This window comes from Streptomyces sp. NPDC097129, from assembly GCF_055668065.1.
This window is the reverse complement of the sequence record NZ_JBVOQE010000016.1, coordinates 77,820-102,695: the sequence shown is the minus strand read 5'-3', so window position 1 is coordinate 102,695 and position 24,876 is coordinate 77,820. Positions and strand designations below refer to the sequence as shown.

The window sequence follows — 24,876 nt, the reverse complement described above, 5'->3', positions numbered from 1 at the left end:
ACCGCTACACCAACAACGACGCCAGTCCCTGGCAGCAGGTTCCCGGGGCGCTGACCGACATCGGTGCGGGCGCGGACGGCACGGTGTGGGGCGTCAATTCGGGCGGCAACGTCTACCGCTACACCGGCGACCAGGAAACCAACCACTGGAAGCAGATCCCCGGCGGGCTGGTGCGGATCGCGGTGGGTTCGCGGACCAACGTGTGGGGTGTCAACGCGGGCGGCAACATCTACCGCTACACCAACAACGACGCCAGTCCCTGGCAGCAGGTTCCCGGGGCGCTGACCGACATCGGTGCGGGCGCGGACGGCACGGTGTGGGGCGTCAACTCGGGCGGCAACATCTACCGCTACACCGGCGACCAGGAAACCAACCACTGGAAGCACATCCCCGGCGGACTCAAGGCGATCGCCGCCGGCTCCCGCACCTCGGTATGGGGTGCCAACGCAGGCGGCAACATCTACACCTACACCAACAACGACGCCAGCCCCTGGCAGCAGGTTCCCGGGGCGCTGACCGACATCGGTGCGGGCGCGGACGGCACGGTGTGGGGCGTCAACTCGGCCGGCAACATCTACCGCTACACCGGCGACCTGCCAGGCTGACCGGCCAGCACGCACCGCAGCACAGTGCGCCAGGCGGGGGCCGTCGGCAGCCCCCGCCTGGCGCACCTCCTTGCGTCCGCCGACTTCGCCAGCCTGCTCGACGCCTACCGATACCGTCACGGAGGCAAGAAGAGTTGCACTCCAACGAGCGGGCGGGCTGGTTTACGGCGCTGGTTTCCCGTCTCGGCGCCACGTCAATCTTGGACATGAACGGGCCTCTCGGAACGAAGCGACGAAGAACGCACTGTTCCAGAGGCACGCCGACCAACACATCCGCGCTCAGGTCGACAACCACTCATGCCTGAGAGTGATGCTGGTGTCGGCTTCCTCCCCAGTGAAGGGGAGGCCGGGCTAGCCCCAGCGGTCATCGTCTTGGAGGCTGCCCCATGCACCTGCCGTTGGGCATGCGCGGCGTGTGGCGTGGGCCAGCCACATCCGAGCCGTACTGTCCCGTCCGTCACTGATGCTCCGCGGCGCGGGATTGTGGGCCGTGCAAGGCGAGAGGGCGGCATCGTCGGCCGGGGAGCGTTCCCGAGTGACGGGCGCCGCGCGAAAGCCGTCCGTGGTCACACAGCCGACCCACCTCGAAGCCGCGTTCCATGCAGGTGCCGAGGATGCGGGGCAGGGCGCCGAGGGGCCACTGCCACCGCCCCGCGCAGCGGGTGGTGGCCCGCCGGCCGCTGTCGGGCAGCCCTCGCGGCAGCGGCCGGGGCATGGACCTGCACCCGCCGACTACCCCAGTCAGCGGCACCAACCCACATCACGCTGCAGGACCTGGAGCCCGAGCGCCGACCCTGCCCCCAGCGCCTCAGCCAGACGCTGCGCCTACCAGTAGTGGCGTCGGCCCCCGACGGCGTGTCCGATGGAGCCGAGGACGAAGAGGATGAGTCCGATCGCGAGGAGAATGATCCCGATCGTCCACAAGATGCCGATGTGCAGGACGAACCCGACGACGAGGAGGATGACGCCTAGGGCAATCACGGTGGTCTCCCTTCTCAGCGGTCGGTGACGCCTGCTGATGACCCGGCCTGGCAGGGTCGCCGATGTCTGCCGTGCAGATTCCATTCGGGTGATACCCGGATAATCGGGTAATCATGCCTGTGGGGGAGTTTGCTGCGCCTTGCCCTGCACCGAAAGCCGCGGTCACGCATTGCGGGCTCGCTGTGCCGGGTCAGCCGGGTGACGGCCGGCGCCTCCTGCCCCACGGTTGTTTCGCCGCTCGACAGCTGTGAAAGCCCCTCTGGAGCACGGAGGGGCTCTCGTGTCGCAGCGGACCGTCCTGCCGGCAGCAGGGCTACGTCGTGGGCGCTGCCGTCAGGGTGTCCTCGGGTGCGGTGGTCGCGTCTTTCCTCAGGATTTCGTCGATCGCGTAGGCGCCGGGGCCGATGCATGCGATCAACAGGAACGTCCAGCAGAACATGACGGCCGGCTCACCCCCGTTGTCGATCGGGAAGAGCGCGTGCGCCTGATGAACGCTGAAGTAGGCGTAGGCCATGGACCCGGAGCAGACGACCGCCGCCCCACGCGTGAACAGCCCCAGTGCCACCAGGGCGCCACCGAGCAGTTCGATGACCGCCGCCCACCACCCGGGCCACTGCAGGGGCTGCACCGTGCCGCCGCCGTGGGCGCCGCCCAGGACGCCGAACAAGGACGCCGCACCGTGGCAGGCGAAGAGGAATCCGGTCACCAGGCGGAAAACCGCCTGCACCACGGGGCGTGCGGTGGGTAACTTCAGGGCTTTAGAGAAGTGCATGGGGGTTACTCCTCGTGTTCTGAAAGCCTGGCGACGGATCAGACTTCAAGCCATGTGCATGACATTCGACATGTAGCGCGACGCTTGGGCCGGCACCAGTTTCCGGACGCTCTGAATTTCCTCTGAGTCTTCGCGGCGACGCGCTGTACAGGCCGTGACGACGCCGCCCGAGCATGTCCTCAGACGGCTCGTGACTGCCATCGGCAGGCCGCATGGTGCAGCCTGATATGGGCGAAGCGGCGGCCGGGTCTGCAACCCGACGTGGTCCTCCGGTCGCGAGCGTGCCGAGCAACCAGGCGAGTGTGAGTGCATCGATCGCGCCCTGGATCAGTTCGCCGCCCTCCTGCCAGATGCCAACGTCCTGGCCCTCGGCGCGCCCAGGTGTCTCGCCAGGCATCGGACGATCCAGACCTTCGCGGCGACCGGCGCGTGCGGCCTGCGGGAGGGCGGATGCGGGAGGGGGTCCGCTTCGACGTGCTCGCCCGTCGCGACGTGACGCCGACGCGTGCCGCAGTCGGAGCTGAGGTTTTGGCGAGGGGCCGGGACGGGCTGCATAGCCCGTCCCGGCCCCAGTGGTGCGGATCAGCTCTCCGTGTAGTGCTGGGAGACCGCTTCCCACTCCTTGGCCCACCAGCCGGCGAGGCGGTACACCTCGGCGGCTGTGGCGTCTTCTTCCTTCACGGACCGCAGATGGTCGAGCAGACCGACGTTGTGCCGCCGAGCCGCGATCACATAGGCGAGTACGTCGTCGCCGTCGACCCGCTCGTGGTCCGTCGCCCACAGCGCGTACTCCGGCCAGAGCAGTCCTAGGAAGTCGTGGAACTCTCCGAGGTCTTCCTCCGAGTCCTGCCACGTGTCGTTGTAGGAGTCGAAGTCATCGATGGTGGCCCGTCCCTGCAGGACGTCGTCGATGAATGTCATACCTTGATCTTTCGTCCCTTCACCTTCGGCTTATAGATGTGTCCGCCTTCGGGGTCGGCGCTGCCGAGGTGGTTGCCCTTGGAGTCGTAGACCTCGATGTCACCGTGGGTGTAGTCCCACTCGTAGTATCGGCGCGACTTGCCCGTCTTGCCGTTTGTCTTTGTTTTGCCCTTGTAGGCCCGCAGCTTCTTCCAGTAGGCGGAGTTGGCGGGGGTTGCCTTTTCGGTGTGCCCGTGATGATGGACGATCCACTGCGATCCCTTGTAGACCGCGTAGATGGTGATGCCCAGGGCCATGAGGCCGGCCACGATCCAGCCCAGCGGGTTCCACCAGTCGGCGACTGCGAAGAAGCCGAGCGCCGCGACCGCCGCGAAGCGGCCGTCCAGGTCGTAGCAGTTGACCGGGTCGCCGTTGCAGTACTCATAGGCGTTGGCACTGCCGCCGGGCACGGGGTCCAGGGACAGGAACCGGCCCGTGTCCGGATTGTAGAGGCGCACGCCCATCAGAAGCAGACCGGACGGAGTGTCGTCCGCGCGCTCCGCGCCGCCGAGCCATGCATAGCGGGCTGAAGGCTGACCGGTGCGGGGGTGGCCGAACTCGTCGTAGTCGAGAACGGTGGGCGCGAGCGTGGTGTCGGCGGGCAGTTGCAGGGTGATGTCGCCGTGCAGGTTGGCGAGCTGAAGGACGACGCCGCCCGTCTGGGTCGTGATGGCAGTAAGGCTGCCGTCCAGGCCGTCTTCGTCGGCGACTTCGACGAGCGGGACCTGGCCACGGCTAGGCGTGCTTATCCAGGCCGTCGTGCGGTGCTCAATGCCGACGGCGGCCTGGAGGTCCACCCAGCCGGGCCCGGGCAGCCTGTGCCGCTCGTGGGTGGTCCGGACCGCTGCTGAGCCCGTCACCCATACAGCCGGTGATCGTTTCGCGGCGACGTCTGGTACGCCCGCCATTTCAGGGGCGACCTCTGACTCGCTGCTCCTGAACGTTTGGCTGATCGAACGGAGTTGTTCACCGGGACGCCGTCGCCGCGTCGGCGGTGCGCTGCTTCGGTACGTGCCTGTGGACGGGCTGCGAGGCGGCGGTGGGCCTGGGCCCTCCGCGGCGCCCCTTACCGATGTCCTTCCATCGCAGGGCAGGGCGCTCGACGAGGTGCCAGGAGGCGGCTGCGAGCAGGGCGGTGAGGACAAGGGTGAGGGCGAGGTAGGCGGCAATGCCCCAGCGCGTGTACCCGAACAAGGCGAGGGCCTGTTGGACGGGGAAACCGTAGATGTAGATGCCGTAGGAGTAGTCGTTGCGGGCACCGATACGGCGGAAGGGTGCCGGGAGGCGGACGGCGAGCCAGACGAGCAGGTAGGCGAAGGCCGGTATGCCGACGGTGAAGAGGTAGCCGTAGTGCAGGCTGCCGACCAGGACCAGCAGGGATGCGATGCCCAGGGGGTCACTGACGGGTATTCGGTGGCGGGCGACCTCGATGAGCGCGCCGAGACCGAAGGCGAAGCCCAGGTAGATCATGAACGACACGCCGATCTGTCCCATGAAGGGCACATGCATGTCGTGCAGGTAGTGGGAATCGTACTGGCCGGCCCAGAAGGGGCTTCTGGTGGCGTGGCGTATGACCAGCCACCCGAGCACAAGTGTGACGACCAGGACAGCTCGGCGGGCGCGGGCGAGGATGCCAGTGACAGCGAGGACGGCGACGCCGACATAGCACATCACCTCATAGCGCAGGCTCCACAGCGCCCCGTTGAAGGACCCAGCGTGGATGCGTCCCACCGCCTGTCCGTCGGCCATGACGCGAGATATGTCCGGCTGCTGCGTCGCCACACCCCAGTTGACTTGCAGGTAGTGGAGGGGGCCGCGGGGTCCGTTGAAGCCGGCGAGCGTTGAGTGCAGGTGCCAGTACAGCAGCGGCGCCAGAACGAAGGCGGTGAGGGCGAGGCACACCCAGAAACCGGGGAGGATGCGTAGCGCCCGGTGCCACAGGAACCGGCCCACCGTGAGCCGGGTCCCGCTGCGGGTGACCAGGATTCCGGACAGGACGAAGAAGCCGTAGACGGCGAGTTTGCCGAGGTCGGTCTGGCCTCCGCTGAAGTAGTGGAGGTACTCCTTGCCGCCGTAGCCCAGGACCCGGGAGTGCGAGACGACCACTGCCAAGGCAAGGGAGAGGCGCAGCAGGCCAAGGCTGTTGTTGCGGCCGGTCAGGAGCTCCGCGACAGTACCATGCGACCACCGAGGCGCGAGCGCGCGGTGCATAAAATCCCCGATTTTCTTGTGATTATACGGTCACAGGTCAAAACAGGCCGACGATATCTTGTCCGCTTGGACCGTCCGGCACCGGGTCCGGCATGTACGTCTTGGAACAGGCCTGGTTTTATCCGCAGGGTCCTCTGGTGGGTGTCTCGCGCTCACCGGTCTCGGGCAGTGAGCCGTATGGGCCTGCCCAGGCAGGCCCATACGGCTTCGATCATGGTGTGGCACTCCGCATCCACGACCTGGAGGGCCTTGAGCAGGCCGCACGGATCAGTCCGCTACGCGTCCCCCTGTGCGACTGTGAGTCAGTTCCAGGTGCCGGTGATGGCGAGGGCCGCGGGGTTCGCCGGGGCGGCGGGAGGCGTGTCGGCGGGCTCCCACGTGCCGTTGACGTGGCGCATCGTGTACTTGATCACACCGTTACGGATGATCGCGGTGTGGAACTCACCGTCGACGGCAGTGGCGGCCACGCTGGTCACGGGGCCGGTGCCGAGGACGGATGCGCCGAGGTCACCGAAGGCGCTCCAGGTGCCGCTGGAGAGTCGCGCGACGTGCTTGATACCGCCGGTGGGTTCGGTCAGCACGGCCTGAAGGTCGTTGCCGGTGCCGGCGAAGGCCATGTTGCTGACCTTGGCGGGCGCGCCGGGCACCTTGGTGATCTCGCCCCACTTGTCCCAGGTGCGGTCGGCGTTGCGGATGGTGTGGAAGGCCCGGCCGTCGGCCAGCACGACGCCGACGTGGGCGGAGTCGCCGACCCGCGCGATGGTGACCTGGGTCGGACTGGTCAGGGCGCCGAGGGAGGCGGTCAGGTCGCCCCACTTGCTCCACTTGCCCGAGCTGTCCCGGGTGGCGTGGTAGACCCGGGTGTCCGTGATCGCGGCGAGCTGGAGCTCACTGCCCACGGAGGTGACAGAGATCTTCCTGATGCCGGCGAGGGTGCCCAGTTCGGAGGTGAGGGGGCGGAAGGCGACCCAGGTGCCGTTGCTGTTGCGGGTGGCCTGGTAGACGACGCCGTCCTTGCCGAGGGCCAGGACGTGGTTGGTGCCGGATATCGCGGAGTCGGCAGCGAGCTCGACGTCGCCGATGTCGCCGGCGGCCTGCTCGACGTTGCCGAACGCGGACCAGTCCCAGTTGCTGTCCCGGATCGTGTGGAGCAGCGTCTTGTCCGTGGTCGTGGTGACCATCTGCATGCGCCACGGCGTCAGCGTGGAGGCGGTGGACTGCTTCACCCAGGTGCCGAGGTCGTCGACACGCGTGGCGACGGCGCCGGTGCGTGTTTCGCTGGACCCGAGGCAGCCGCCCTGCCAGGAGGTGCTCGCTACCGCGGCGAGTTCCAGCTGACCGCCCTTGTCGCGGAAGACGGGTGCACCAGTGTCGCCCTGGCACACGGGCGTCCCGTCGATGGCGAGTTGGGTGTCGCCCACCTGGTTCACCGTGAAGGTGCCGGTGTGCAGGGTGTCGGGCACCCACGTGTCCTTGGTACGCCCGTAACCGGTGCCCTGGACCTGCTCGCCCTGTGTGGGGGTAGTGCTGCCAAGACGCAGGGGAAGCACACCGGTGACGGGAGCGGCCAGCTTGGCGAGCACGAGGTCCCGGTCTGCGCGCGGCACCAGTTCGACGACCTCTCGCACCTGCCCCGCGGTGGTGCCCAGGTCGGTGCGCCCGATGATGGCGGTGGTCTTCCACTTCGGGGCGCCAGCGGGAACCGTTACGCTCGCGGCGGGGTTCTCCGCGAAGCAGCTGCTTGCGGTCAGCACCCACTGTGCGTTGATAAGGGTGCCCGTGCAGGATCGGAAGGTGTCCCCGATGGCGAGCTTCGCGGTGAACGCGTAGGTGTTCGCGGAGACGGGCGAGCCGGCGAGGGCGGACGCGGGAGCAGCGGTCGACAGCATCAGGGGTACCGAGACCGCTGCGGCGGTCACGGCAGCGAGGCCGGCCGAACGGCCGGGTGTTCTGCGAAACATCAGTAGTCCTTGCACATAAGTCTGTTGACGAGTTCTTGCCCTGGAGGAAGTGCGCTGGCTACGCGCTGGTGCGGATCTCCACCAGGACGAACTCGCGTTCCTGCGGATCGATGGACTCACCGACCGAGGTCCACGTGTTCTTGGGAACCTCGACCTCCTGCGGATCGCTGTCGGGGACCGTCAGCTTGACGTCCGCGCTGTGGTCAGCGGCGCCCTTGACCACGTAGACGGAGGGCAGCTCCAAGCTGAGCCAGCCGGAGGAACCGGTGGCGCGGAAGCAGAATTTGTCGTGGTCCCGGGACCAGACCTCCATCAGGCCGGTGCCGGATGAGCAGTCCACCAGAGTGATGTGGCCGTCGCCTCGCTTGAGTGTGATGCCCTTCTCGGCCGCGATCTGAGCCGCGTTCGGATAGTCGAAGGTCTCGATGGCGTAGCCGGGCTGGGCATCGGCGACGGAGACCGATTCGTGTGCCGCGGAGTGTCCGGCGCCTGAGAAGGCAGTGGTGACGATTGCGGCAGCGCCAACTGCAGCCGCAGCTGTGGCGATGACCCGCCGTATGACTGACATGCAGGTTCCTTGCGTGGAGATGATGCGTGCACGGAGCCAGAGGATTCAAACACTTGTTCACTGCCAGAGCCATGGGCAAATCAGCCTGATTCTCCCGCAAAGTGGCGCGAAATGATCTTGCCTGCAGCCCCCGTTCCGTACACAGAACATACATGTAGCCAACAGGCTCTTCACATGCGTATCTTCAGACGGCGCGTCAACCGCAGGACGCAACACGACTGTCCGCGTACACCCATGACGCCAACTCAGCTCACTTGCGCGGCGGCGCGCTGTCGGCGTGCCACCGCTGCCCGCCATTCACCCTGAAGGAACGCTTTGGAGACCACCTACTGGAGCAGACGGCGCGTCCTCGGCGCCGTCGCGGCCACCACAGCGCTGGCGGCCACCTCGAGCCTCGTGCTCACTCCGTCACTGGCCATGGCCGCAACAGCGCCGCCACCCGACGGCGATGACGGCGACCCCTTCAGCCTGCCGGACACCGACCGCGCCCGGGCCGTACAGGCTTGGTTGACGGGTGGCAAAGCCACTCGCGCCGCGGCGGAACGCGTGCTGATCGGCTCTGATGCCGATGTCCAGAACTTCCTCGCCGTGGAACTGCCCAGGGCCACGGCGGAGGACAACCGTGTCGCCATCGCCGCCTCCCTGGCAGGTGCCGGGAAGGGCAGTCGGCGCGAAGCCGTCGCAGCGCTGGAAGGCGGCGACGCGACCATCGCCGACTACCTCAAGGGCGGTTTCAAGACTGCCCTTATGGAAGACCTTCGGGTGGCTACCGCCACGGTGATGGCCACCGGCGACAAGGCGGTGCGTCGCGAGGGCAACGCGGCCCTCAGCGCGGACACGCAGAGCGCCCTGGAGCAGTTCCTCACCGACGGCCAGTACACAGCTCGCCTCGAAGACATGCGCGTCGAGGTCTCCAAGCTGCTGGCGCAGGGCGGTCCCGAGGTGCAGAAGTATGCGTCACGTGCGCTGTCGGGCACCGAGACAGACATCGAGTGGTTCCTGGAGACGGGTCAGCACATCGCCCGCGCCCGCGATCAGGAAGCCATGAAAATCGAGGAACTGGTCGCCCTCGTCCAGCGCGAAGGCAAGAAGGCGGACGCGAAGACGAAGCAGGCCGAGGAGGCCGCTGCTCGCGCGGTCGAGGCCGCCGCCAAGGCCAAGGAGGCGGCTGACAAGGCCGCGGCCGAGGCGCAGGCGGCCAAGGACGACGTCGCCAAATCGGGTGCAGCAGCGCGCAAGGCGTCGCAAGCCGCGCAGGGAGCCGCGGACTCCGCCCGCGTGGCCATCCGTGCCTCCCATGCGGCGATCCAGGCATCCCGCCGTGCCGCCTACGCGGCGACGGCGGCGAGTCAGGCCGCGGCAAGCGCGGGCTCCGCCGCGGCCAGCGCCTACAGCGCGGCCATCGCCGCCTCGAAGGACGCCTCCCAGGCAGCCGCCGCCAAGAGTGCCGCCGTCGCGGCCCGCAACGCCGCTGCCAAGGCCCGCACCGCCGCGGCGGCCGCAGACTCCGCGGCCACCGCGTCGGCCCAAGCCGCAGGCGCCGGTGCGGCCGCCGCAAGTGCCGCACGCAACGCCGCCGCTGCCGCGAGTGCCTCGGCAGCGGCGGCCAGCGCTGCAGGGGCGGCGCAGGCCGAGGCGGCGGAGGCCTCCCGGCAGGCTCAGATCGCCACCGCCAACGCCCAGATCGCCACCAACGCCGCAGGAACGGCGCAGGCGTTGGCGAACACGGCGGCAGCCGCAGCTCGCACCGCGCGAGACGCCGCCAACAGCGCCGCGGCTCACGCCGACAAGGCAGCCGACGCTGCCGAGTGGGCCGCCCAGTACGCGGGACAGGCCGTCGAGTACGCGAAGAAGTCCACCGACTTCGCCAACGAGGCCACCAAGGCGGCGAACACCGCCACCGACGCCGTCGCCCAGGCCGTCGCCGTGGAGAAGCAGGCCCGCGAGGCCGAGTGGCAGCGTCTGGACCAAGACCTCGCGCAGGCCATGGAGGAGGCGCGCCTGCTGGCCCAGATCGAACAGCGGGAGAAGGCGGACCTCGCGCAGAAGCGGGCGCAGGCGGAGCAAGCCGCGCAGGCCACAAACGACCTCATCGCCAAGGCCGAGTCGGCGCTGGCAGCGGGGGACGAGAGTCTTGCCGTGACACTCGGCCGTAAGGCGGCCATCGCCGTGATGGACTCCCACGGCACATGGTCGCGTGAGGCGGCGCGCTTCGCCCTGTCGGGTTCCGCGGCCGACGTGCTGGCCTGGATCGACACCGACCGGCTGCTGGCCCAACGGCAGGACGATCGCGAAACCGCTCTTTATCTGGCTCAGGTCACGACACCGAACGTCGCGGACGCGGCGGCAACGGTACTGGAGGGGGACGATCCGGATGCCGCGACAAAGTTCCTCCGCACCGGCGTCATCTCGGCCGCGGCAGACGACAATCGCGTCGCCGTCGCCCGCTTCCTGAACAACAACCCAGGCGTCGCGGTCAAGAAGGCGGCGACCGCAGCGCTCGACGCCGGGACGCCCGAGGCGCTTTATCAGTTCCTCAGCACCACCGGCGAGCAGGCTCAGCAGGAGGACGACGCGGTCGCCACGGCGACGATCCTCGCCACCGCGGGCCCCTACACCAAGGCCCACGCCCAGGCGGCTCTGGAGGGGCCGGCCTGGATGCGCCGCAACTTCGTGGTATCGGTGCAGTACAAGACAGCGCAACTCGACAACGACTCGGCCGCGCACATCGCAGCCATCCAAGGCGCCATAGCCGCCGCCGCGAAGATCGCCCAAAAGGCTCAGGAAGCCGCCGCTCGCGCACAGGAAGCAGCTGCCAAGGCGCGCAACGCCGCGTCCGAAGCGGTGCAGTGGGCGGACAAGGCGAAGCAGGCGGCAGGCCAGGCCGCGTCCTACGCGACTCAGGCGAGCGCCAACGCCGACGCCGCCGAGCAGTCGGCGAAGAAGGCACAGGCGGCAGCGGACCAGGCCAAGCAGGCGGCTTCCACCGCGCGCCTGGCCGCCCGTTCGGCGAACTACTCCGCCAACCGCGCGGTGAACGCCGCGCGTCGCGCCGCCGCCTCCGCGAACTACGCCCAGGCCTCGGCCACTGCCGCACGCGCATCCGCCATCCAGGCCGGCCGGGACGCGAAGGCCGCTTCTGCCGCCGCCAGCCAAGCCCACCAGATCGCTTCCGCCAAGCGCCAGGCCGAACTGGCGGCAGCGGCCCGGCAAGCCGCTGCCGACGCACGCGCGGCCAAGGAGAAGGGAGCGAATCCGGCGGACAGTGCCGACAACGACACCGTCCAGGGCGACCTTCCATGGTGGAAGGAGGACGCCAGGTGGCTTGCCAACGCCACCAACTGGCTGAGCATCGGCACGGGCTTCGCCGCCGCTGTCCTCGGCGTAGCGGGGCTCGGCGCCGGTGTGATCTTCCCACCTGCCGTACCGTTCATAGAAGGAGCCGCGGCCTTCTTCGCCGGCGCCTCGCTGGCCTTCGCGGGCCTGAACGTGCTCTTCACCGGGATCGGCTGGGGACTGGACAGCCCCGAGTTCAGGAGTTCCGTGGCGAGCGCCGCGCTGGGCGTTCTCACCTTCGGTCAGTCGAAGTGGATCGGGGCCCTCGGCGGCACGAAGGTAGCCACCAAGATCACACAGTTCGGGCACGATCTCATATCGCCCGTTACCGGCCTGCTCGGGGAACTATTCTGAGCAGCTGAGCCGACAGTATTTCAGGGGCCGACGGGCTGCCCGTCGGCCCCTGACTACCGATGGGACCAACCATGCTTGCCCGACTCTCCTGGGCCTACCTGCTCATCATGGCGGCCTTCTCCACCTTCCTGCTCTGCTTCGCCGTGCACAGATGGATGAAGGCACGCGCGCTGACACTGGTGTTCCTCGGCGCCTCCGTCGCGTGCTGCGCCGGAATGGTCGCCGTCGGCCAGGCCGAGGCGCAGCACTGGAACGCCCGTCAGATGCTGGTGCTGTACTCGTTTACATGGACCGGTCTGGCGATCGGGTTTCTCCCCTACAGGAAGCTTTTGCTGCAGTACGGCGAAGAGTGGCGAAATGGGACAAAAAGGGCGGAATATGTATACCCTCGGAAATACCGGGCTTTCACGGGGTTTGCCGTGATCACCATGATGTTGCTTGCGTTCTTCCTTGCCACATAACAGCAGCCCAACGTAGGCAGATCCCTGCCGGACCCACCGATGCTCAGGGCAGGACCGCTGAGATCCCGGCGTACTTCGGCAAGCAGCTCGCCGACACGGACACGATCAGCATCTACCGCGGCTTCAACACGACGAGGTTCAGGAAGGGCGCTGACGCGAGCCGAGTGGCTACCGGAGCAGCGGCGGCCGCGGTACCTGCCCAAGGGCGGCCGGCACCCCTCCGACTTCCACCCGGATCCCAAGGCACAGGAACTTGCACCGAGGAACGACACGGATGAGATGTCGTCGAAGGCCACCAACGGAGCCGCTGCTTGCGCAGCTCCTGCTTCTTCACCGCCTTAGGGTTACGACTACGCCCACTTGCGCCGATGGTTATCGGGACGGGGCATCCGGCACCGGATCGCCCGCAAAGGAACGGACAGTTCCTAGCGGTTGGGCCGCCACCGTTGGGTCGTTGAACGGACCGTCTCCTGGCTGGCCGGCTGCCGCCGCCTTCATCGCCGATACGAACGCAAGGCGGAACACTTCCTCGCCTTCACGAGCATCGCCAGTACCCTCATCTGCCTGCGCCGCCTGACCCGCTGATGTGGCGCTCCAACAGCGTGACTGCCAGGTCATGGCCGTAGTGAACGGCAAGGTCCATGGGCGTTCGCCCGTCGGACCCCGGGAGCTGTGGGTCAGCGCCGAAGGCCAGGAGTACTGCGGTGGTATGCACGGTCAGCGGACAGCCGCTCTGCAAGGCGCCATCGCCTTCCGCGTCAATGGCGTGCGTCAGGAGCGTCATGCTGCCGCATACCTCATCGGGGTCGACGCCCTTGGCCAGCAACTGCGCCAGAGCCCCCGCGTCCTCGTCCTCCACCGCCTGGTGGGCCGGTGTCCAGATGTTCTCCACGGCGGCATTCAACCGTTGCTGAACCAGCCCGGCCAGCACCTTTCCCAGCCTCTGATCGCCAATTGAGATGGTCTGTTAGAAGCGTCGCGGGCGGTCACGATCGCGAGTCTGCTGACGATCTCCACTCTGACGCCGGGCGACAGTCTGGAGATCACCGAAATGGGCGACTGCGCAGGACCGCGCTTGACGTGTGTGTCTGCAACGAACAAAAGCTGAGGGCCTCCACCGGCTGGTGAAGGCCCTCAGAAGTCTGACCCCGGTCGCTTAGCGTGAGCCAGAGTCTGAACCGGGGAATCTGCCGACCATGATGCATCAGTGGGTGCAGCTACGTTGAGCGCGCGCATACAGGCTGCGCCGACTGCGGGACAGCGTGGCGGCGCGTTCGCTGGCCGATTGAGAGGATGCCGCGTATGCCTGGGCCGGTCCTGCCGCCGTCAGCGGGGCCCATAACGACTGAGGCGTTGCTGTGCCGGTGGCCCACTGCCACGCAGAAGGTGGAGCTCCTCCACGGCGTGCTCATCTTCGTCGGCGACTTCGACGAGCGGGACCTGGCCACGGCTAGGCGTGCTTATCCAGGCCGTCGTGCGGTGCTCAATGCCGACGGCGGCCTGGAGGTCCACCCAGCCGGGCCCGGGCAGCCTGTGCCGCTCGTGGGTGGTCCGGACCGCTGCTGAGCCCGTCACCCATACGGCCGATGGTCGTTTCCGGTGTGGATCAACACACCGGATGCGAAGGAGGCCCTGTGGGCCCGTCGTTTGTGATCGAGCGGCTTGAGTTCCAGCGCGGCGACGTCTGGTACGCCCGTCATTTCAGGGGCCTGGTGACCTTCCTGGTCGGTCACTCCAAGGCTGGCAAGTCCACCGCGCTCGAGGCGCTGCTCTACCCGTTGGGCCTGCTGACGGCAACGGTCATGCCGGAGGTCCGCAGCTGCGCGTACGTCCGGCTGGTCTTCCGCATCGCGGGCACCCGCTGGCAGGCCACCCGCAGTGGATCCAACCCGCGGGCCCGGGTGTCTTTGAAGAACCTCGACGATGAGGACGAGATCGAGCACCTGCTGCCGGTGACGAGCACGAAACCCGGCGAGACGACAGCCGGTGCCTTCGTCCAGGACCTGCTCGGCCTGCCCGCCGCCGTGCGCGGGGCAACCCGTGTCGGGCTGGACGACTTCTACGGCACCGTCATGGCGCTGCGGCAGAACACGATCGCCTCGCAATTCCTCGGCGGCGGGAAGGACGAGGCGCGGATCCTGGCCCTGGAAGTGCTCCTCGGGTTGTGGAACGAGGACTTGGCCGGCCTGGAGAAGAACGCCTCCGAGACAACGTCGCGATACCGGGCGGCCCGCTCCGCGCTGGCAGCGTTCAAGAAGCTGCGGGACAGCGGGGCGCTGGCCGACCCGGCCAGTGTCCGCGCCCTGTACGAGCAGAAGCAGCGTGAACACCGTGTGGCAACGCAGCGGTGGCAGCAGGCCGACGCGGCACTGAAGACCGCGATCGGAGAAGGCGGCCGACTCGTGGCCCTGCACAAGGCGGCCGATGCCGAACGCAGAAGGACCGCCAAGCAGGTCGTCGCCGCCCACGGCCGGCTGAACGGCGCCACCGCCGACCACGCGCGCGCCGAGGGCCAGCTCGCCGAACTGCTCAAGCCCCGATCGCAGGACTGCACGTGCTGCGGACAGCCGCTCCCGGAGCGGGAGCCGGGCCTGTGCCGGCAATGCGGGCGGCCGCACGAGGGCGCGGCAGACCAGCGTGAGCAGCAGATCGCCGCGGCCCGTGCGAAGGTGGAGCGGCTCCGGCTCAGGCTGCGCACCCTGGAGGAAGCCGCCCACGCAGCTGCTGCAGAGGCAGCAAAGGCCGACACCGCAGCCGCTGAGGCTCTTGCCGCCCGCGACGCCTACGACGAAGGCCATCTCCAGCCCGCCCGCAAGGCAGCGCAGCAGGCCGAGAAAGAGGCCCACGGCCTGAGCCGCGACGTCGCCCAGCTCAAGGAACGCCTGGATTCAGCCGACTACATCAGCGCCCAGGAGAAGGCCATCCAGACGGCCAAGGAGCAGATGGAAGCGGCGCAGGCCGCCCGGGACGCCGCGGTCACCGCCCACGACGTGCGCCGCAAAGAAGTCACCGCACGCTGGTCGGAGTTCTTCCTCGCCCGGCTGCAGCAGATCAACCCCGAGGTCGAGACCGCCTTCATCGACCCCAGCGACTTCACCACCCGCGTCAAGGAGCGCCACGCCGCCGACAAGACCTTCGCCGAGAGCTCGGTCGCCGGCAGCCCGAAGGTGGCCACCAACGTCGCGCTGCTCCTGGCCCTGCGCGACCTCGGCCGCATCGACCCGGCCGTCCGCGTGCCCCCGCTGCTGATCATCGACTCCCCCCTGGCCGGCCTCGGAGCACAGGGACTGGACCACGCCACCGGCCTGCGTCTGATCGACACCCTGATCGACATCGCCGACGACGCCTCACCCGACGGCTACGCCTGCCAGGTCATCGCCGCCACCAACGACCCGCTCCCCCGCCCCTACCCGGGCGTACGGGAAATCCGTATCGACACCGACAACCGGTTCTTCGACCACGCGCCCCGCCGCGACAGCTGAGACCTGCCCTGTGTGGAACGGCCGGGCGGAAGCAGCCTCACGGATCCTGGCACGCTCAGTTTTGCGCTCGTGCCTCAGCCCGTGGCGTTGCCTTCCAGCCCGGCAGCAGGGAGGAGAGCACCGGATCACTCTCGATCTCCTTCTGCGTGAGTCTCATGCCCTCGTCGATGACCGCGTCCCACTTCTCCGTGGCGAAGTCCACCCGGCATGGCAGTTCCTTGATGACTCGGTGATCCACTGTCAGATGCAGGACCGCGCGACGCCCTCGCCGGCCGCCGTTGGCCTGCCCCGGATACAGCGTCATCAGCACCGCATCCCCGTCCTCGGCGATCCGGCGCGCCGGCCTTGCGTGCAGCACTCACTTCTCCCGTCGTGGGCGGCCGCCCAAGGGACTGCGCCAGGACTTCCCGCACATCGATCGTTGCGCGTTCTTCCAGAGCCGCAAGCAGGTACTGCCGGGACGAATCAACCATGGAACCCATGAGAAGAGTGTCGAGCTCCGCACACGGCATCGGTCTGAACACAACGCCGCGGGGCGCGTGTCGTGCCCTTCTTCCTCCCAAAGAGCAACACGGCCGCTGCGGGTTACCACCGGACCCGGGTTTTCGACGGTCGGCCAAGCCGCTCGGGCTAGGCCGTGTCTCTTGGAGCAGCCTGAGCCGGCCGTGCCGCCGGGGTCCGCGTGAGCGGACCGACGGCCTGCATGACGCGGACTAGTACTGCAACGGTGCTTGCCATGACTGATGGCCAGGTCAGGGGCTGTGTCCGCGGCGTTTGTAGTGGCTGGTGCGGGCCTGGTGTTGCCGCCGTCGGCGCCAGGTCGACCAGTGCAGGATGTGCTCGACGGGTGTGGGCCGGCGGTCGGTGAGGCGGGTAATCAGCCGTCGTATCTCGGCGAGGCTGAGGTGGATGAGCTGGGAGGATCCGTTTCTGCTTTCCCGGCATCCAGTTCCCGGGCTCGCAGGACGGTCAGGCAGGCATGCGCGGCCATGGCCAGGGTCATGTGGCGGTGCCATCCGGGATAACGGCGGACCTGGTAGTCGTCCAGGCCGCATTCCTGCTTCGCACTCTGGAAGCACTCCTCGATGGCCCATCGGCTGCCCGCGATGCGGATCAGGTCATCCAACGTGGTCTCGGCGGGGCAGTAAGCGATGTAGTAGGAGATCTCCTGAGGGCGGGCGACGCTGCGGCGGGCGATCACCCAGTGGCGGCGGTCGGGCCGGTGCCAGGGCCGCACCTCGACGCGGGCCCAGTCGTAGATCCGCAGGCCATGGGCGCCAGTGCCGCAGGAACGGCGCTTCCATTTCTGCCGGGCAAGGCCGTTGAACAGGTCGTGGACGGGATGGTCGATCGCCCAGCGGGTGACCACGGTGTCATGCCGAGTGGTGGCCATGACGTGGAAGACGTCCGCCCGCTCCAGCTCCGACCGCCAGCCCTTGGAGAAGCCGTAGGCGGCATCCGCGGTCACCCACCGAAACGGGATCTTGTCCACGATGGCGCGGCGGACCATCGCCTTGGCCATGGCCACCTTGGTCTCGAAGCCGACCTCGTCGTCGATACCGGCCCGGCGGCACCTTTCGCGGTCATCGGTCCAGGAGGTGGGCAGATACAGACGCCGGTCGATCAGTGTCCGCCCACGATCGGTGGCATAGGCGAGGAAGACGCCCACCTGGCAGTTCTCCGTCCGCCCGGCCGTGCCGGAGTACTGCCGCTGCACCCCGGCCGACCGCGTCCCCTTCTTCAAAAAACCCGTGTCGTCCACGACCAGGACGGCGTTCGGGTCACCGAGGTGGTCGATCACATACTGGCGGACGTCGTCGAGCACCTCATCGGCGTCCCACTCGATCCGGTTCAGCATCCGATGGATGCGGTCCGGACCCGTATGACCGGCTTCCTCGGCCAGGGTCCAGCCGTTCTTCCGCTGCAGCGGAGCAATCAGGCCCCGCATATAGGCAAGTGCCGATTCCCGCGGCTCCGACCTGCTGAAACGGTGCACGAACCGCTCATGCACGGCGTCCAGTTCACGCGCCCACAACCTGACATCAGCAAGGTCCCCACCCACAACCCCACCAACGACCGACCTGGCCATCAGTCACGACAAGCACCGTTGCAGTACTAGCCCTGGACCGCTTGCCTGGAGACGGAGGTCTACCCGCACACTGCCGCAGGGCCTGGGTGTGGATTCGGCAGTTGGGGCCGCGGCGGCAGTTCACCGGCCGCCGCGGCCGTGGTGATGTCGTTCATGTGGTTAGTTGACCTGGCCGACCGGGCGCATGGTGATGTGGTTGATGTCCATGCCCGTGGGCTGGTTGAGAGCGAACAGGATCGCATCGGCGATCTGTTCGGCAGTCATGGTCGGGGCTTGTTCGGGGAGACCGCCGCGGTTGTCCCAGAAGGGGGTGTCGACCATTCCGGGGGCGACCAGGGTGACGCCGACCCGGTCCTGGGTGACCAGCAGGCGGGTGTTCTCGGCAAGAGCGTGGGCGGCCCACTTGGTGACCGAGTAGAGGTTGCCGGGGGTGTTCTTGACGCCGGCGACGGAGCCGACGATGACGATGCGGCCCTGGGATTCCTTCAGGTGGGGGAGTGTCTCCCGGACGAGTAGGGCGGGGCCGAGGACGTTGGTGAGGACCATGGCGCGCATGGCTTCGGGGGTGTGGTCTGCCAGGGTGCCGGGGAGGGAGAAGCCGGCGTTGGCGATCACGTTGTCCAGGCGGCCCCAGGACTGGACGGTCTGCCGGACGACGGAGGTGACGTGCGCGTCGTCGCTGGTGTCGCCGGGGATGGTGAAAAGCCGGTCGCCGGCTCCGGCGGAAGCGGAGAAGGCGGCGAGCCGGTCGGCGTCGCGAGCGGTGATGACGACGCGGTGGCCCTGTTTGAGCAGCGCCCGGGCGGTGGCGGCGCCGATGCCGGTCGAGCCGCCGGTGATCAGGGTGACGGGTTCCACGGGTGAGCCTCCTCGTTGATGGCGGGCATCGGGGGTCCGCCGGGGTTCCAGGTGTCGATGAATGAGGGCTGGCGGGTGGCGTCGACCAGCTCGACGCCGGCGCCGATCCCGGGTACGCGGTGGTAGGCGAACGGCCGGCCGTAGGGGCAGCCGGAGAACTCCTGGGGCATGCCGCTGGCGGTCAGCCGCTCGGTTCCGGACCGGATGCTGGAGGTCCAGAAGCCGATGTGGTGGAAACCGGGCGTGCTGGTGTCTCCCCAGGGCCCGCCGGGGGGTGCCTCGATGAGTTCGATGAACGGGGCGCCACCTTGGGTGAAGACGATCCGGTAGTCCCACTCGCCGATGCTCGCCGCCACCGGTGCGTGCCAGGTGACCCCTGCTGCCGTGGTGAGGTCGTGCATGGCTGCTCCCAGGTCCGGCACGGTGAAGCAGACGTGGTACAGGGCGCTCACACGTTCTCCCGCACTGGCTCGGCCCGCGTGGGGCGGGGGGCGGGGAACGCGTTGCGGCGCGCGGTGACGGCAAGGACCAGGGCGATGGCGAACACGGTGAGGGAGACCCACGGCAGCGTCTTGACGCCGGCCAGGTCGAGGCTGAGGCCGCCGGTGACAGAGCCGAGGGACATTCCGGCGTTGAGAACGGTCACGATCATCGCCTGGGCCACTTCGGCCGCCGAGCCTGCCGCCTTGGCGGAGGCTGCCTGGAACATGGTGGGGGCGAGGCCCAGGGCGAACCCCCAGGCCGCGGTGGTGACCACGACGAGCCAGGCGGTGGTGCCGGCGATGGCGAAGACGGCCATGCAGGCGGTGAACAGGCCGAGGGTGCCGACGACCACGGCGCGCAGATTCTTGTCGATGAATGCTCCGGCGGTGAAGAGGCCGGCCATCGCCGCGATACCGAAGGTGAGCAGGACGACGTCGACGTGTCCGCCGAGACCCGCCCGCTTCAGGTAGGGGGCGATGTAGGTGTAGAGGTTCATGTGGCCGACCTCGAACAGCAGCGCGGTAGCGAGGATGGCGGCCAGACCCGGCAGGAGGAACACCTGCCGCACGGGGAGGCGGCTGGTGGCTGGCTCTCCTGGGAACGGGGTGACGGTGGCCTGGATCCACACGGCGACGATCAGGGCGAGGGCGCCGATGACGGCGAAGGTCCAGCGCCATCCGATGATGTCGCCGGCCCACGTCCCGACTGGCACACCGAAGGCGAGAGCCGTGGGCACACCGGCCATCGACACGGCCAGAGCCCGGCCTTTGAGGGGCTCGTCGACCAGGCGCATGGCATAGCCGGCGATCATCGCCCACTGGACTCCTGCGGCCATGCCGGCCAGGGCACGGGCCGTCATGGTCAGCGCGTAACTGGACGAGACCGCGGTGAGGACGTTGACCAGGGCGACGGCGGCGACGGTGGAGACGAGAACCGGTCGCCGGGGCAGTCCGCGGGTGAGCGTGGTCAGGGGTATGGCCGCGACGACGGAACCCGCGGCGTAGACCGTGAGGAGTTGCCCGGCCTGCGCTTCGGAGATGCTCAGGCCATCGCTGAGGTGCGGCAGCAGGCCGGCCGGCACCGTTTCGGTGAGCATGGTGAGAAACCCTGCGGTCGCGAGTGCGAGCAGGGCTGCGAGCGGAAGACGGTTGCTTTCGTGTGATGTCACAGCTGTGGCTTTCCCCCTTGATGATGTTGGCTCGGGCCCCGCTGGGCGAGGCCGTGCCGGAACCCGGCGTTTGCGGATGCACGGGTTCCGGCGAACGACCGTAGTGGGTGTCACGCGCCGTTGGTGTTGACGAAGCGCGGCCCGTAGAAAACTGGCTGATTCAGATCGGTGTACCGGGCAAGGGTCTTGAACTCGTCGAGGTAGAGACGGTCGAGTGCCTGGACGGCGGTTTCGGGCACCTGGTGCCGCATGATGTTGAAACAGGACCGCACGCGCATCTGATCCATCTGCGTCACTGCGGCGCCGAGCGAGGGCCACCAGGTCTCGACGGGGCCGTTCCATGCCCGGTCCAGGGCGTCCATCATCAGGGTGTAGGCGTCGTCGAACCCCTCGAGTTCCTTACGGACGTCGGCCGCGTCGGGATCGGCGGCGAGGAGTTTGGCGTATCCGTCGGAGGGGACGGCGAGGGTGTTGATGACGACAGGCCAGACGATCTCTTCGCCCCGGAAGAACTCCGGTTCGTTCTCCCGTGAGATCGGCGCCCCGTTGTCCGGGGCCAGGTAGCGGCGGCCGTAGCGCAGTTCGGCGAAGCGGGCGTAGTGCGAGCCCTCCTTCTGGAAGTCTGCGCCGGCTTCGACGGTTCCGTCACCCTCGCCTTCGCCCTGTTCGGTGATGATGTCCAGGGCGTGGTGGAACTTCTCCACCGGGTCGACGCCCTCCTGCGGGGCGAAGGTGAGATAGCCCAGGTTTCCGCCTACCTGGTTGGCCGGGCCTCCGCGTTCAACCGTGCGCCGTACGGAGTCCTTGTGTGCGTCGACGGCCTCGCGGACGGCATCGTAGAAGGCACCGATGGTCGGGTAGGCGGTGCTGCGCTGCCGGGAGTTGAGCATGAACGCCGGGGCTTCCAGGCGCATGAAGTTCTCCAGCGAGCGCGGCGATAGCTGGGCCAGGACGACCGGCAGGTCGGGCGCCACCGCCCCGGGCAGGCCCCGTGTGGCGTACTTCGGCGCGAGCGTGCGGATACGCGGGCTGCCACCGAGGGCGGCGACCATGTTGGCGGCGATGGCCATATGGACCATCTCCTCCATCAGCACGCTGCGGATGGTGTTGTACGACGGGTAGTTCTGCACCTCCAGCGAGTACATGGCTGCGCAGTACAGCGGCATCGTCGAATGCTCCAGGGCCACGGCTGTCTGCAGCGCCCCGCGTATCCAGTCGAGATCCCGCAGCGTGACGGGGGTGACCTGGCCGGTCATGGGTGGCCTCCTGCCGGATCTCAGAGGCTGTCGTCGGCCGTGGCCGGGAACAGCATCGGCTGGAACAGGTCCTGGAAGGAGTTCTCCAGCTCGGGGTGGTGGTAGAACTCGGGTCCCTGTTCCTCGAAGATCGCGTCGCCGATGCCGCCGTAGGTGTCGAACATCATTGCCACGATGGTGCCGACTTCCCGGCCGAAGTAGTGGGCGACCAGGGCGACGGTGCCGCCATTGATGCCGTAGGAGCCGGTGAACGTCCAGATCCGGGAAGAGGGGTTCGACACCCACATGCGCCGGTTCTCCGGGACGTTGAAGCCTTCCTCACGCATGCCGCGGGCGATCGCGGCCACGGAGGTGAGGGTCTCGTCGTTGACGATGCCGGCGCGGACGACGGCGCCGACGCCCGAGCAGTTCGCGGCGATGATCTTCCCTGCTTCGTGGTGCCTGCGGATCGCCTTGAGTACCCGTTCGTCGGAGAGGACCGCGCCGGAGCCGACACCGCCCGGGATGTAGAGGATGTCGAACAGGTCGTCCTCGGTGAGCACACCGTCTGCGACGACATTGGTGCCCATCTGCATCTTGATCACGCCCGGCTCCAGGGAGACCAGCCGAACGTCCAGGTCGCGTGGGGCGGCCTCTCGCTGCCAGGGCGCGATGGATCCGTTCAGCACCATCGCGGTGCCTTTGAAGATCTCGGTCGGTGTCAGGCAGTCCTGCTCGGAGACCGACTCGTAGCCGAGGACGCCGATGGAGTTGATCTGCGTGGTGATCGTGCCCGGAACCTGCTGCGGTTCGGGCCGGCGTCCACGGACAGGAGTAGGAGTGCTCACGTGTGTCACCCTTCGCTTGAGTAAAACGGCCAGAAGCGTCCGCTCGCGGACGGCTGCCGTTCAGACACTCACACCGGCCGGTGCCCGGCTTCAAATAAGGACAGGGCCAGGGGGCCATCACCGTTTTGCGGAGCCCCCGTTCGGTTATCCCTGACCGTTCGGTTCCTTATTTGGATCTCTTCTCGCATCTCCCTAGGTTCGTTGTCGGCCGGGGACACCGAGGCCACCGAAGGGGGACCCATGTCTGAGCTGACGCAAAGCCGGATAACCACTGCCCAGGACCGGCAGCACCACCACGTTGTCCGGATCGACCCGGGACCGCGGGACTTCTCCGCGCTAAACGAAGTCGTCCGCAAGGGTTCGCGGATCGGCAACGAGCGCCTGGACGGCGACGACCACCTCAACGAGATCATCCCTAAGCCCTGGGGGATGGAGTTCCGCATTTACGTGGACGACTTCATCGATGTGTGGAACCTGAAGATCGAACAGGGTCAGTCCACCTCCATGCACGTACACCCCCGCAAGCTCACCTACTTGCTGTGCCTCGCCGGCCAGGGGGTCACGGACACGCTCACCGAGCAGTACCCCGTCGGCGCCGGCACCATCCTTCGCATCGGCGGTGGCGCGTTCCACGCCACCCGCAGTCTCGGCCCCGGCCCGCTGTGGCTGGTGGAGGTCGAAGCCCCGCGCAACAAGTTCGATCTGATCCGGCTGCGTGACAACTACGCGCGGGAGAACACCGCCTACGAGACCGAGCACGCCGAGGCCCCGCATCTGCCGGCCCAGCCCGTGTCGTACCTGCCGCAGGCCCGGTTGCGGGAGAAGTCGCCCGGCGGCGAGTTCGCCTTCGGTATCCGTGCGGGCATGGACGTCTTCTACCGCCGCCAGCAGCAGGACCTCTTCCACATCCCGCTCGGCCTGACCGGTGTCGTCACCGGCGAGGTGGACATCATCGCGCCGGCTCAGGGCGACAGCCGCCGCCCGGCGCTCGACCAGTACTACCTCTCCCTCGCCCTCGCCTGAGCACCTTCCCCGGACCGAGTCGCTCGTATCCCACCCAGAACGGAGTCACACCCATGCCCAGTGCCGCGATCATCACCGGACCCGGCTTCCAGGACCACGACGTCGTCTACACCTACTACCGGCTCCTGGAAGAGGGCTGGCACGTCGACGTCGCCACCAAGAACGGCGCGGACGTCACCGGCAAGTACGGCATCCCGCTGCCGATGGACAAGACCGCCAAGCCCCTCGTCTCCTTCGACCAGCTCGACGCCTCCCACTACGACGCCGTCATCCTCACCGGCGGCCACGAGGCCCCCGACCGGGTCCGACAGGACGCCGACGTCATGGACTTCGTCCGGGCCATGGACCGCGAGGAGAAGGTTGTCGCCGGTCTCTGCCACGGTCCGTGGATCATGGTCTCCGCCGGAGTGCTCAAGGGCCGCACCGCCTGCGCCTACATCGGCCTGCGCGACGACGTCATCAACGCCGGCGCGAACGTCGTCGACTCCGACGTGATCGTGGACGGCCACATCATCACCTGCTCCTACTACGCCTACGTCGGTCGTTTCATGCGCAAGGTGTTCGACACCGTCGCCGAGAAGACCGCTAAGACCAGGGCGGCAGCCGCCTGACCCCGTCCCCCGGCAACGCCGGCAAGCCGGGGTGCGCTGCCGTCCGCTGAACGCGGGGCGCCGGGAGGCACGTTCCCCCGGCCGCATTCCCGGCGCCCCGTCCGCCACCTCACGCCCATCCCTCCGGGGGAGCCCCGTGCTGATACTCGACTTCGACGGCGTCATCGCCGACGCCTTCACCGAATGCGCCATCGTCACCTACTACGCCGACCAGGACCCTGGGCAGATCGCGCTCAAACCCCTCACGGAGCTGGCCGCCGCCCTGCCCCGTGGATTCCTCGCACGCTTCCGCACCGTGCGCAAGTACGCCCGGCTGCTGCAAGACTTCATGGTCGCCCGCGACCCCCAGGCCGAGTCCATCACCGGCGTCGGCGACTACGAGGCCATCCTCGCCCGCATTCCCCCCAGGCAACTCGCCTCACTCAACCAGGGAGCCACCGCCGTCCGCGCCGCCCTGCGCGCCGCACAAAGCCCGGAGTGGCGGGCGATGCACACCCTCTACCCGGGCATCCGCGATCTGCTGGAACGCCACCGGGGACGCGGCACCTCCATCATCACCGCCAAGGACGCCGGCTCGGTCTGGGAGATCCTCGAACACCACCGTCTGCAGACGACCGTGGTGGAGGTGATCGGCGAGTGCTCCGACAAGCGCTCCGCCGTTCTGGAACTGGCCGGTAGTGACGGAATCTCCCCTGAGGCCGTCACCTTCATCGACGACCACATCATCAACGCTCTGGCCGTGCGGGACACAGGCGCCCAGTCCCTGTGGGCGTGGTGGGGCTACCACACCCCGGACCACATCGACCGGGCCATTCAGCGCCGCCAGCGCCGCATCTACCTCCCCGAACTGGCCACTCTCACGGCCTGACC

Annotated in this window: 22 protein-coding genes and 1 pseudogene; 8 read left to right on the top strand and 15 right to left on the bottom strand. The window is 68.0% G+C overall.

Annotated features, from left to right (window positions below; all coding sequences use genetic code 11):
- Window positions 1-605, top strand: a 605-nt coding sequence (locus AC0B9F_RS34160) for a tectonin domain-containing protein (RefSeq protein ID WP_472009134.1), incomplete at its 5' end; no start/stop codon positions are given.
- 825 nt (window positions 606-1,430) lie between these two features.
- On the opposite strand, the gene AC0B9F_RS34155 is transcribed toward AC0B9F_RS34160, so the two are convergent.
- The 7 genes from AC0B9F_RS34155 to AC0B9F_RS34125 form a co-directional block, all read right to left on the bottom strand.
- Window positions 1,431-1,586 (bottom strand): DUF6131 family protein, encoded by a 156-nt coding sequence (locus AC0B9F_RS34155; protein WP_472009132.1) that lies wholly within the window; start codon window positions 1,584-1,586, stop codon window positions 1,431-1,433.
- A 313-nt stretch (window positions 1,587-1,899) separates the two neighbouring features.
- Window positions 1,900-2,358, bottom strand: a complete 459-nt coding sequence (locus tag AC0B9F_RS34150; protein ID WP_472009130.1) for a DoxX family protein — start codon at window positions 2,356-2,358, stop codon at window positions 1,900-1,902.
- Window positions 2,359-2,940: 582 nt separating this feature from the next.
- A complete protein-coding gene (locus tag AC0B9F_RS34145; protein ID WP_472009128.1) occupies window positions 2,941-3,279 on the bottom strand; it encodes a hypothetical protein in 339 nt (112 codons plus the stop codon).
- Window positions 3,276-4,178 carry an RHS repeat-associated core domain-containing protein gene (locus tag AC0B9F_RS34140; protein ID WP_472009127.1) on the bottom strand — a complete coding sequence of 301 codons (903 nt, stop codon included), beginning with the start codon at window positions 4,176-4,178 and terminating at the stop codon, window positions 3,276-3,278. The genes AC0B9F_RS34145 and AC0B9F_RS34140 overlap by 4 nt, the downstream gene beginning before the upstream one ends.
- A gap of 106 nt (window positions 4,179-4,284) precedes the next feature.
- A complete protein-coding gene (locus AC0B9F_RS34135) occupies window positions 4,285-5,529 on the bottom strand; it encodes an acyltransferase family protein (protein ID WP_472009125.1) in 1,245 nt (414 codons plus the stop codon).
- Between the two features lie 302 nt (window positions 5,530-5,831).
- The gene (locus AC0B9F_RS34130; protein ID WP_472009124.1) at window positions 5,832-7,490 is read right to left on the bottom strand and encodes a S1 family peptidase; all 1,659 of its coding nucleotides are present in this window, start codon (window positions 7,488-7,490) and stop codon (window positions 5,832-5,834) included.
- A gap of 58 nt (window positions 7,491-7,548) precedes the next feature.
- Window positions 7,549-8,058, bottom strand: coding sequence for a discoidin/SUN/FTP domain-containing protein (locus AC0B9F_RS34125; RefSeq protein ID WP_472009122.1), 510 nt, complete (start codon window positions 8,056-8,058; stop codon window positions 7,549-7,551).
- Window positions 8,059-8,373: 315 nt separating this feature from the next.
- Here AC0B9F_RS34125 and AC0B9F_RS34120 point away from each other — a divergent pair, with 315 nt between their 5' ends.
- The 3 genes and pseudogenes from AC0B9F_RS34120 to AC0B9F_RS34110 all read left to right on the top strand — a co-directional run.
- Entirely contained in the window at window positions 8,374-11,748 is a 3,375-nt protein-coding gene (locus AC0B9F_RS34120) for an ALF repeat-containing protein (protein ID WP_472009120.1), read from the top strand.
- A 71-nt stretch (window positions 11,749-11,819) separates the two neighbouring features.
- Window positions 11,820-12,209, top strand: a complete 390-nt coding sequence (locus tag AC0B9F_RS34115) for a hypothetical protein (RefSeq protein ID WP_472009118.1) — start codon at window positions 11,820-11,822, stop codon at window positions 12,207-12,209.
- Between the two features lie 342 nt (window positions 12,210-12,551).
- Window positions 12,552-12,794: pseudogene (locus tag AC0B9F_RS34110) on the top strand (transposase); the annotation flags it as partial.
- Here the strand turns inward: AC0B9F_RS34110 and AC0B9F_RS34105 are convergent.
- Window positions 12,766-13,101, bottom strand: coding sequence for an ankyrin repeat domain-containing protein (locus AC0B9F_RS34105; protein WP_472009162.1), 336 nt, complete (start codon window positions 13,099-13,101; stop codon window positions 12,766-12,768). The pseudogene AC0B9F_RS34110 and the gene AC0B9F_RS34105 overlap by 29 nt on opposite strands.
- Window positions 13,102-13,843: 742 nt before the next feature.
- Between AC0B9F_RS34105 and AC0B9F_RS34100 the strand changes: the two genes are divergently transcribed.
- Window positions 13,844-15,691 (top strand): hypothetical protein, encoded by a 1,848-nt coding sequence (locus AC0B9F_RS34100; RefSeq protein ID WP_472009116.1) that lies wholly within the window; start codon window positions 13,844-13,846, stop codon window positions 15,689-15,691.
- Window positions 15,692-15,746: 55 nt separating this feature from the next.
- Here AC0B9F_RS34100 and AC0B9F_RS34095 read toward each other — a convergent pair whose 3' ends face one another.
- From AC0B9F_RS34095 to AC0B9F_RS34065, 7 genes are all read right to left on the bottom strand, one after another.
- A complete protein-coding gene (locus AC0B9F_RS34095; RefSeq protein WP_472009114.1) occupies window positions 15,747-16,049 on the bottom strand; it encodes a hypothetical protein in 303 nt (100 codons plus the stop codon).
- A 519-nt stretch (window positions 16,050-16,568) separates the two neighbouring features.
- A complete protein-coding gene (locus tag AC0B9F_RS34090) occupies window positions 16,569-17,753 on the bottom strand; it encodes an IS701 family transposase (protein ID WP_472009160.1) in 1,185 nt (394 codons plus the stop codon).
- 186 nt (window positions 17,754-17,939) lie between these two features.
- Window positions 17,940-18,638: an SDR family oxidoreductase gene (locus AC0B9F_RS34085; protein ID WP_472009112.1), complete on the bottom strand. Its 699-nt coding sequence runs from the start codon at window positions 18,636-18,638 to the stop codon at window positions 17,940-17,942.
- On the bottom strand, window positions 18,620-19,090 hold the full coding sequence (locus tag AC0B9F_RS34080; RefSeq protein WP_472009111.1) for a VOC family protein: 471 nt from the start codon (window positions 19,088-19,090) through the stop codon (window positions 18,620-18,622). The genes AC0B9F_RS34085 and AC0B9F_RS34080 overlap by 19 nt, the downstream gene beginning before the upstream one ends.
- On the bottom strand, window positions 19,087-20,289 hold the full coding sequence (locus tag AC0B9F_RS34075; RefSeq protein ID WP_472009109.1) for an MFS transporter: 1,203 nt from the start codon (window positions 20,287-20,289) through the stop codon (window positions 19,087-19,089). The genes AC0B9F_RS34080 and AC0B9F_RS34075 overlap by 4 nt, the downstream gene beginning before the upstream one ends.
- A gap of 110 nt (window positions 20,290-20,399) precedes the next feature.
- Entirely contained in the window at window positions 20,400-21,545 is a 1,146-nt protein-coding gene (locus AC0B9F_RS34070; RefSeq protein WP_472009107.1) for a ferritin-like domain-containing protein, read from the bottom strand.
- Window positions 21,546-21,565: 20 nt separating this feature from the next.
- A complete protein-coding gene (locus AC0B9F_RS34065) occupies window positions 21,566-22,372 on the bottom strand; it encodes a DJ-1/PfpI family protein (protein WP_472009105.1) in 807 nt (268 codons plus the stop codon).
- A gap of 240 nt (window positions 22,373-22,612) precedes the next feature.
- Here AC0B9F_RS34065 and AC0B9F_RS34060 point away from each other — a divergent pair, with 240 nt between their 5' ends.
- The 3 genes from AC0B9F_RS34060 (at window position 22,613) to AC0B9F_RS34050 (ending at window position 24,874) form a co-directional block, all read left to right on the top strand.
- Window positions 22,613-23,395 carry a cupin domain-containing protein gene (locus AC0B9F_RS34060; protein ID WP_472009104.1) on the top strand — a complete coding sequence of 261 codons (783 nt, stop codon included), beginning with the start codon at window positions 22,613-22,615 and terminating at the stop codon, window positions 23,393-23,395.
- Window positions 23,396-23,448: 53 nt separating this feature from the next.
- Window positions 23,449-24,006 (top strand): type 1 glutamine amidotransferase domain-containing protein, encoded by a 558-nt coding sequence (locus AC0B9F_RS34055; protein WP_472009102.1) that lies wholly within the window; start codon window positions 23,449-23,451, stop codon window positions 24,004-24,006.
- A gap of 136 nt (window positions 24,007-24,142) precedes the next feature.
- A complete protein-coding gene (locus AC0B9F_RS34050) occupies window positions 24,143-24,874 on the top strand; it encodes an HAD family hydrolase (RefSeq protein WP_472009100.1) in 732 nt (243 codons plus the stop codon).
- The last annotated feature ends 2 nt before the right edge of the window (window positions 24,875-24,876 follow it).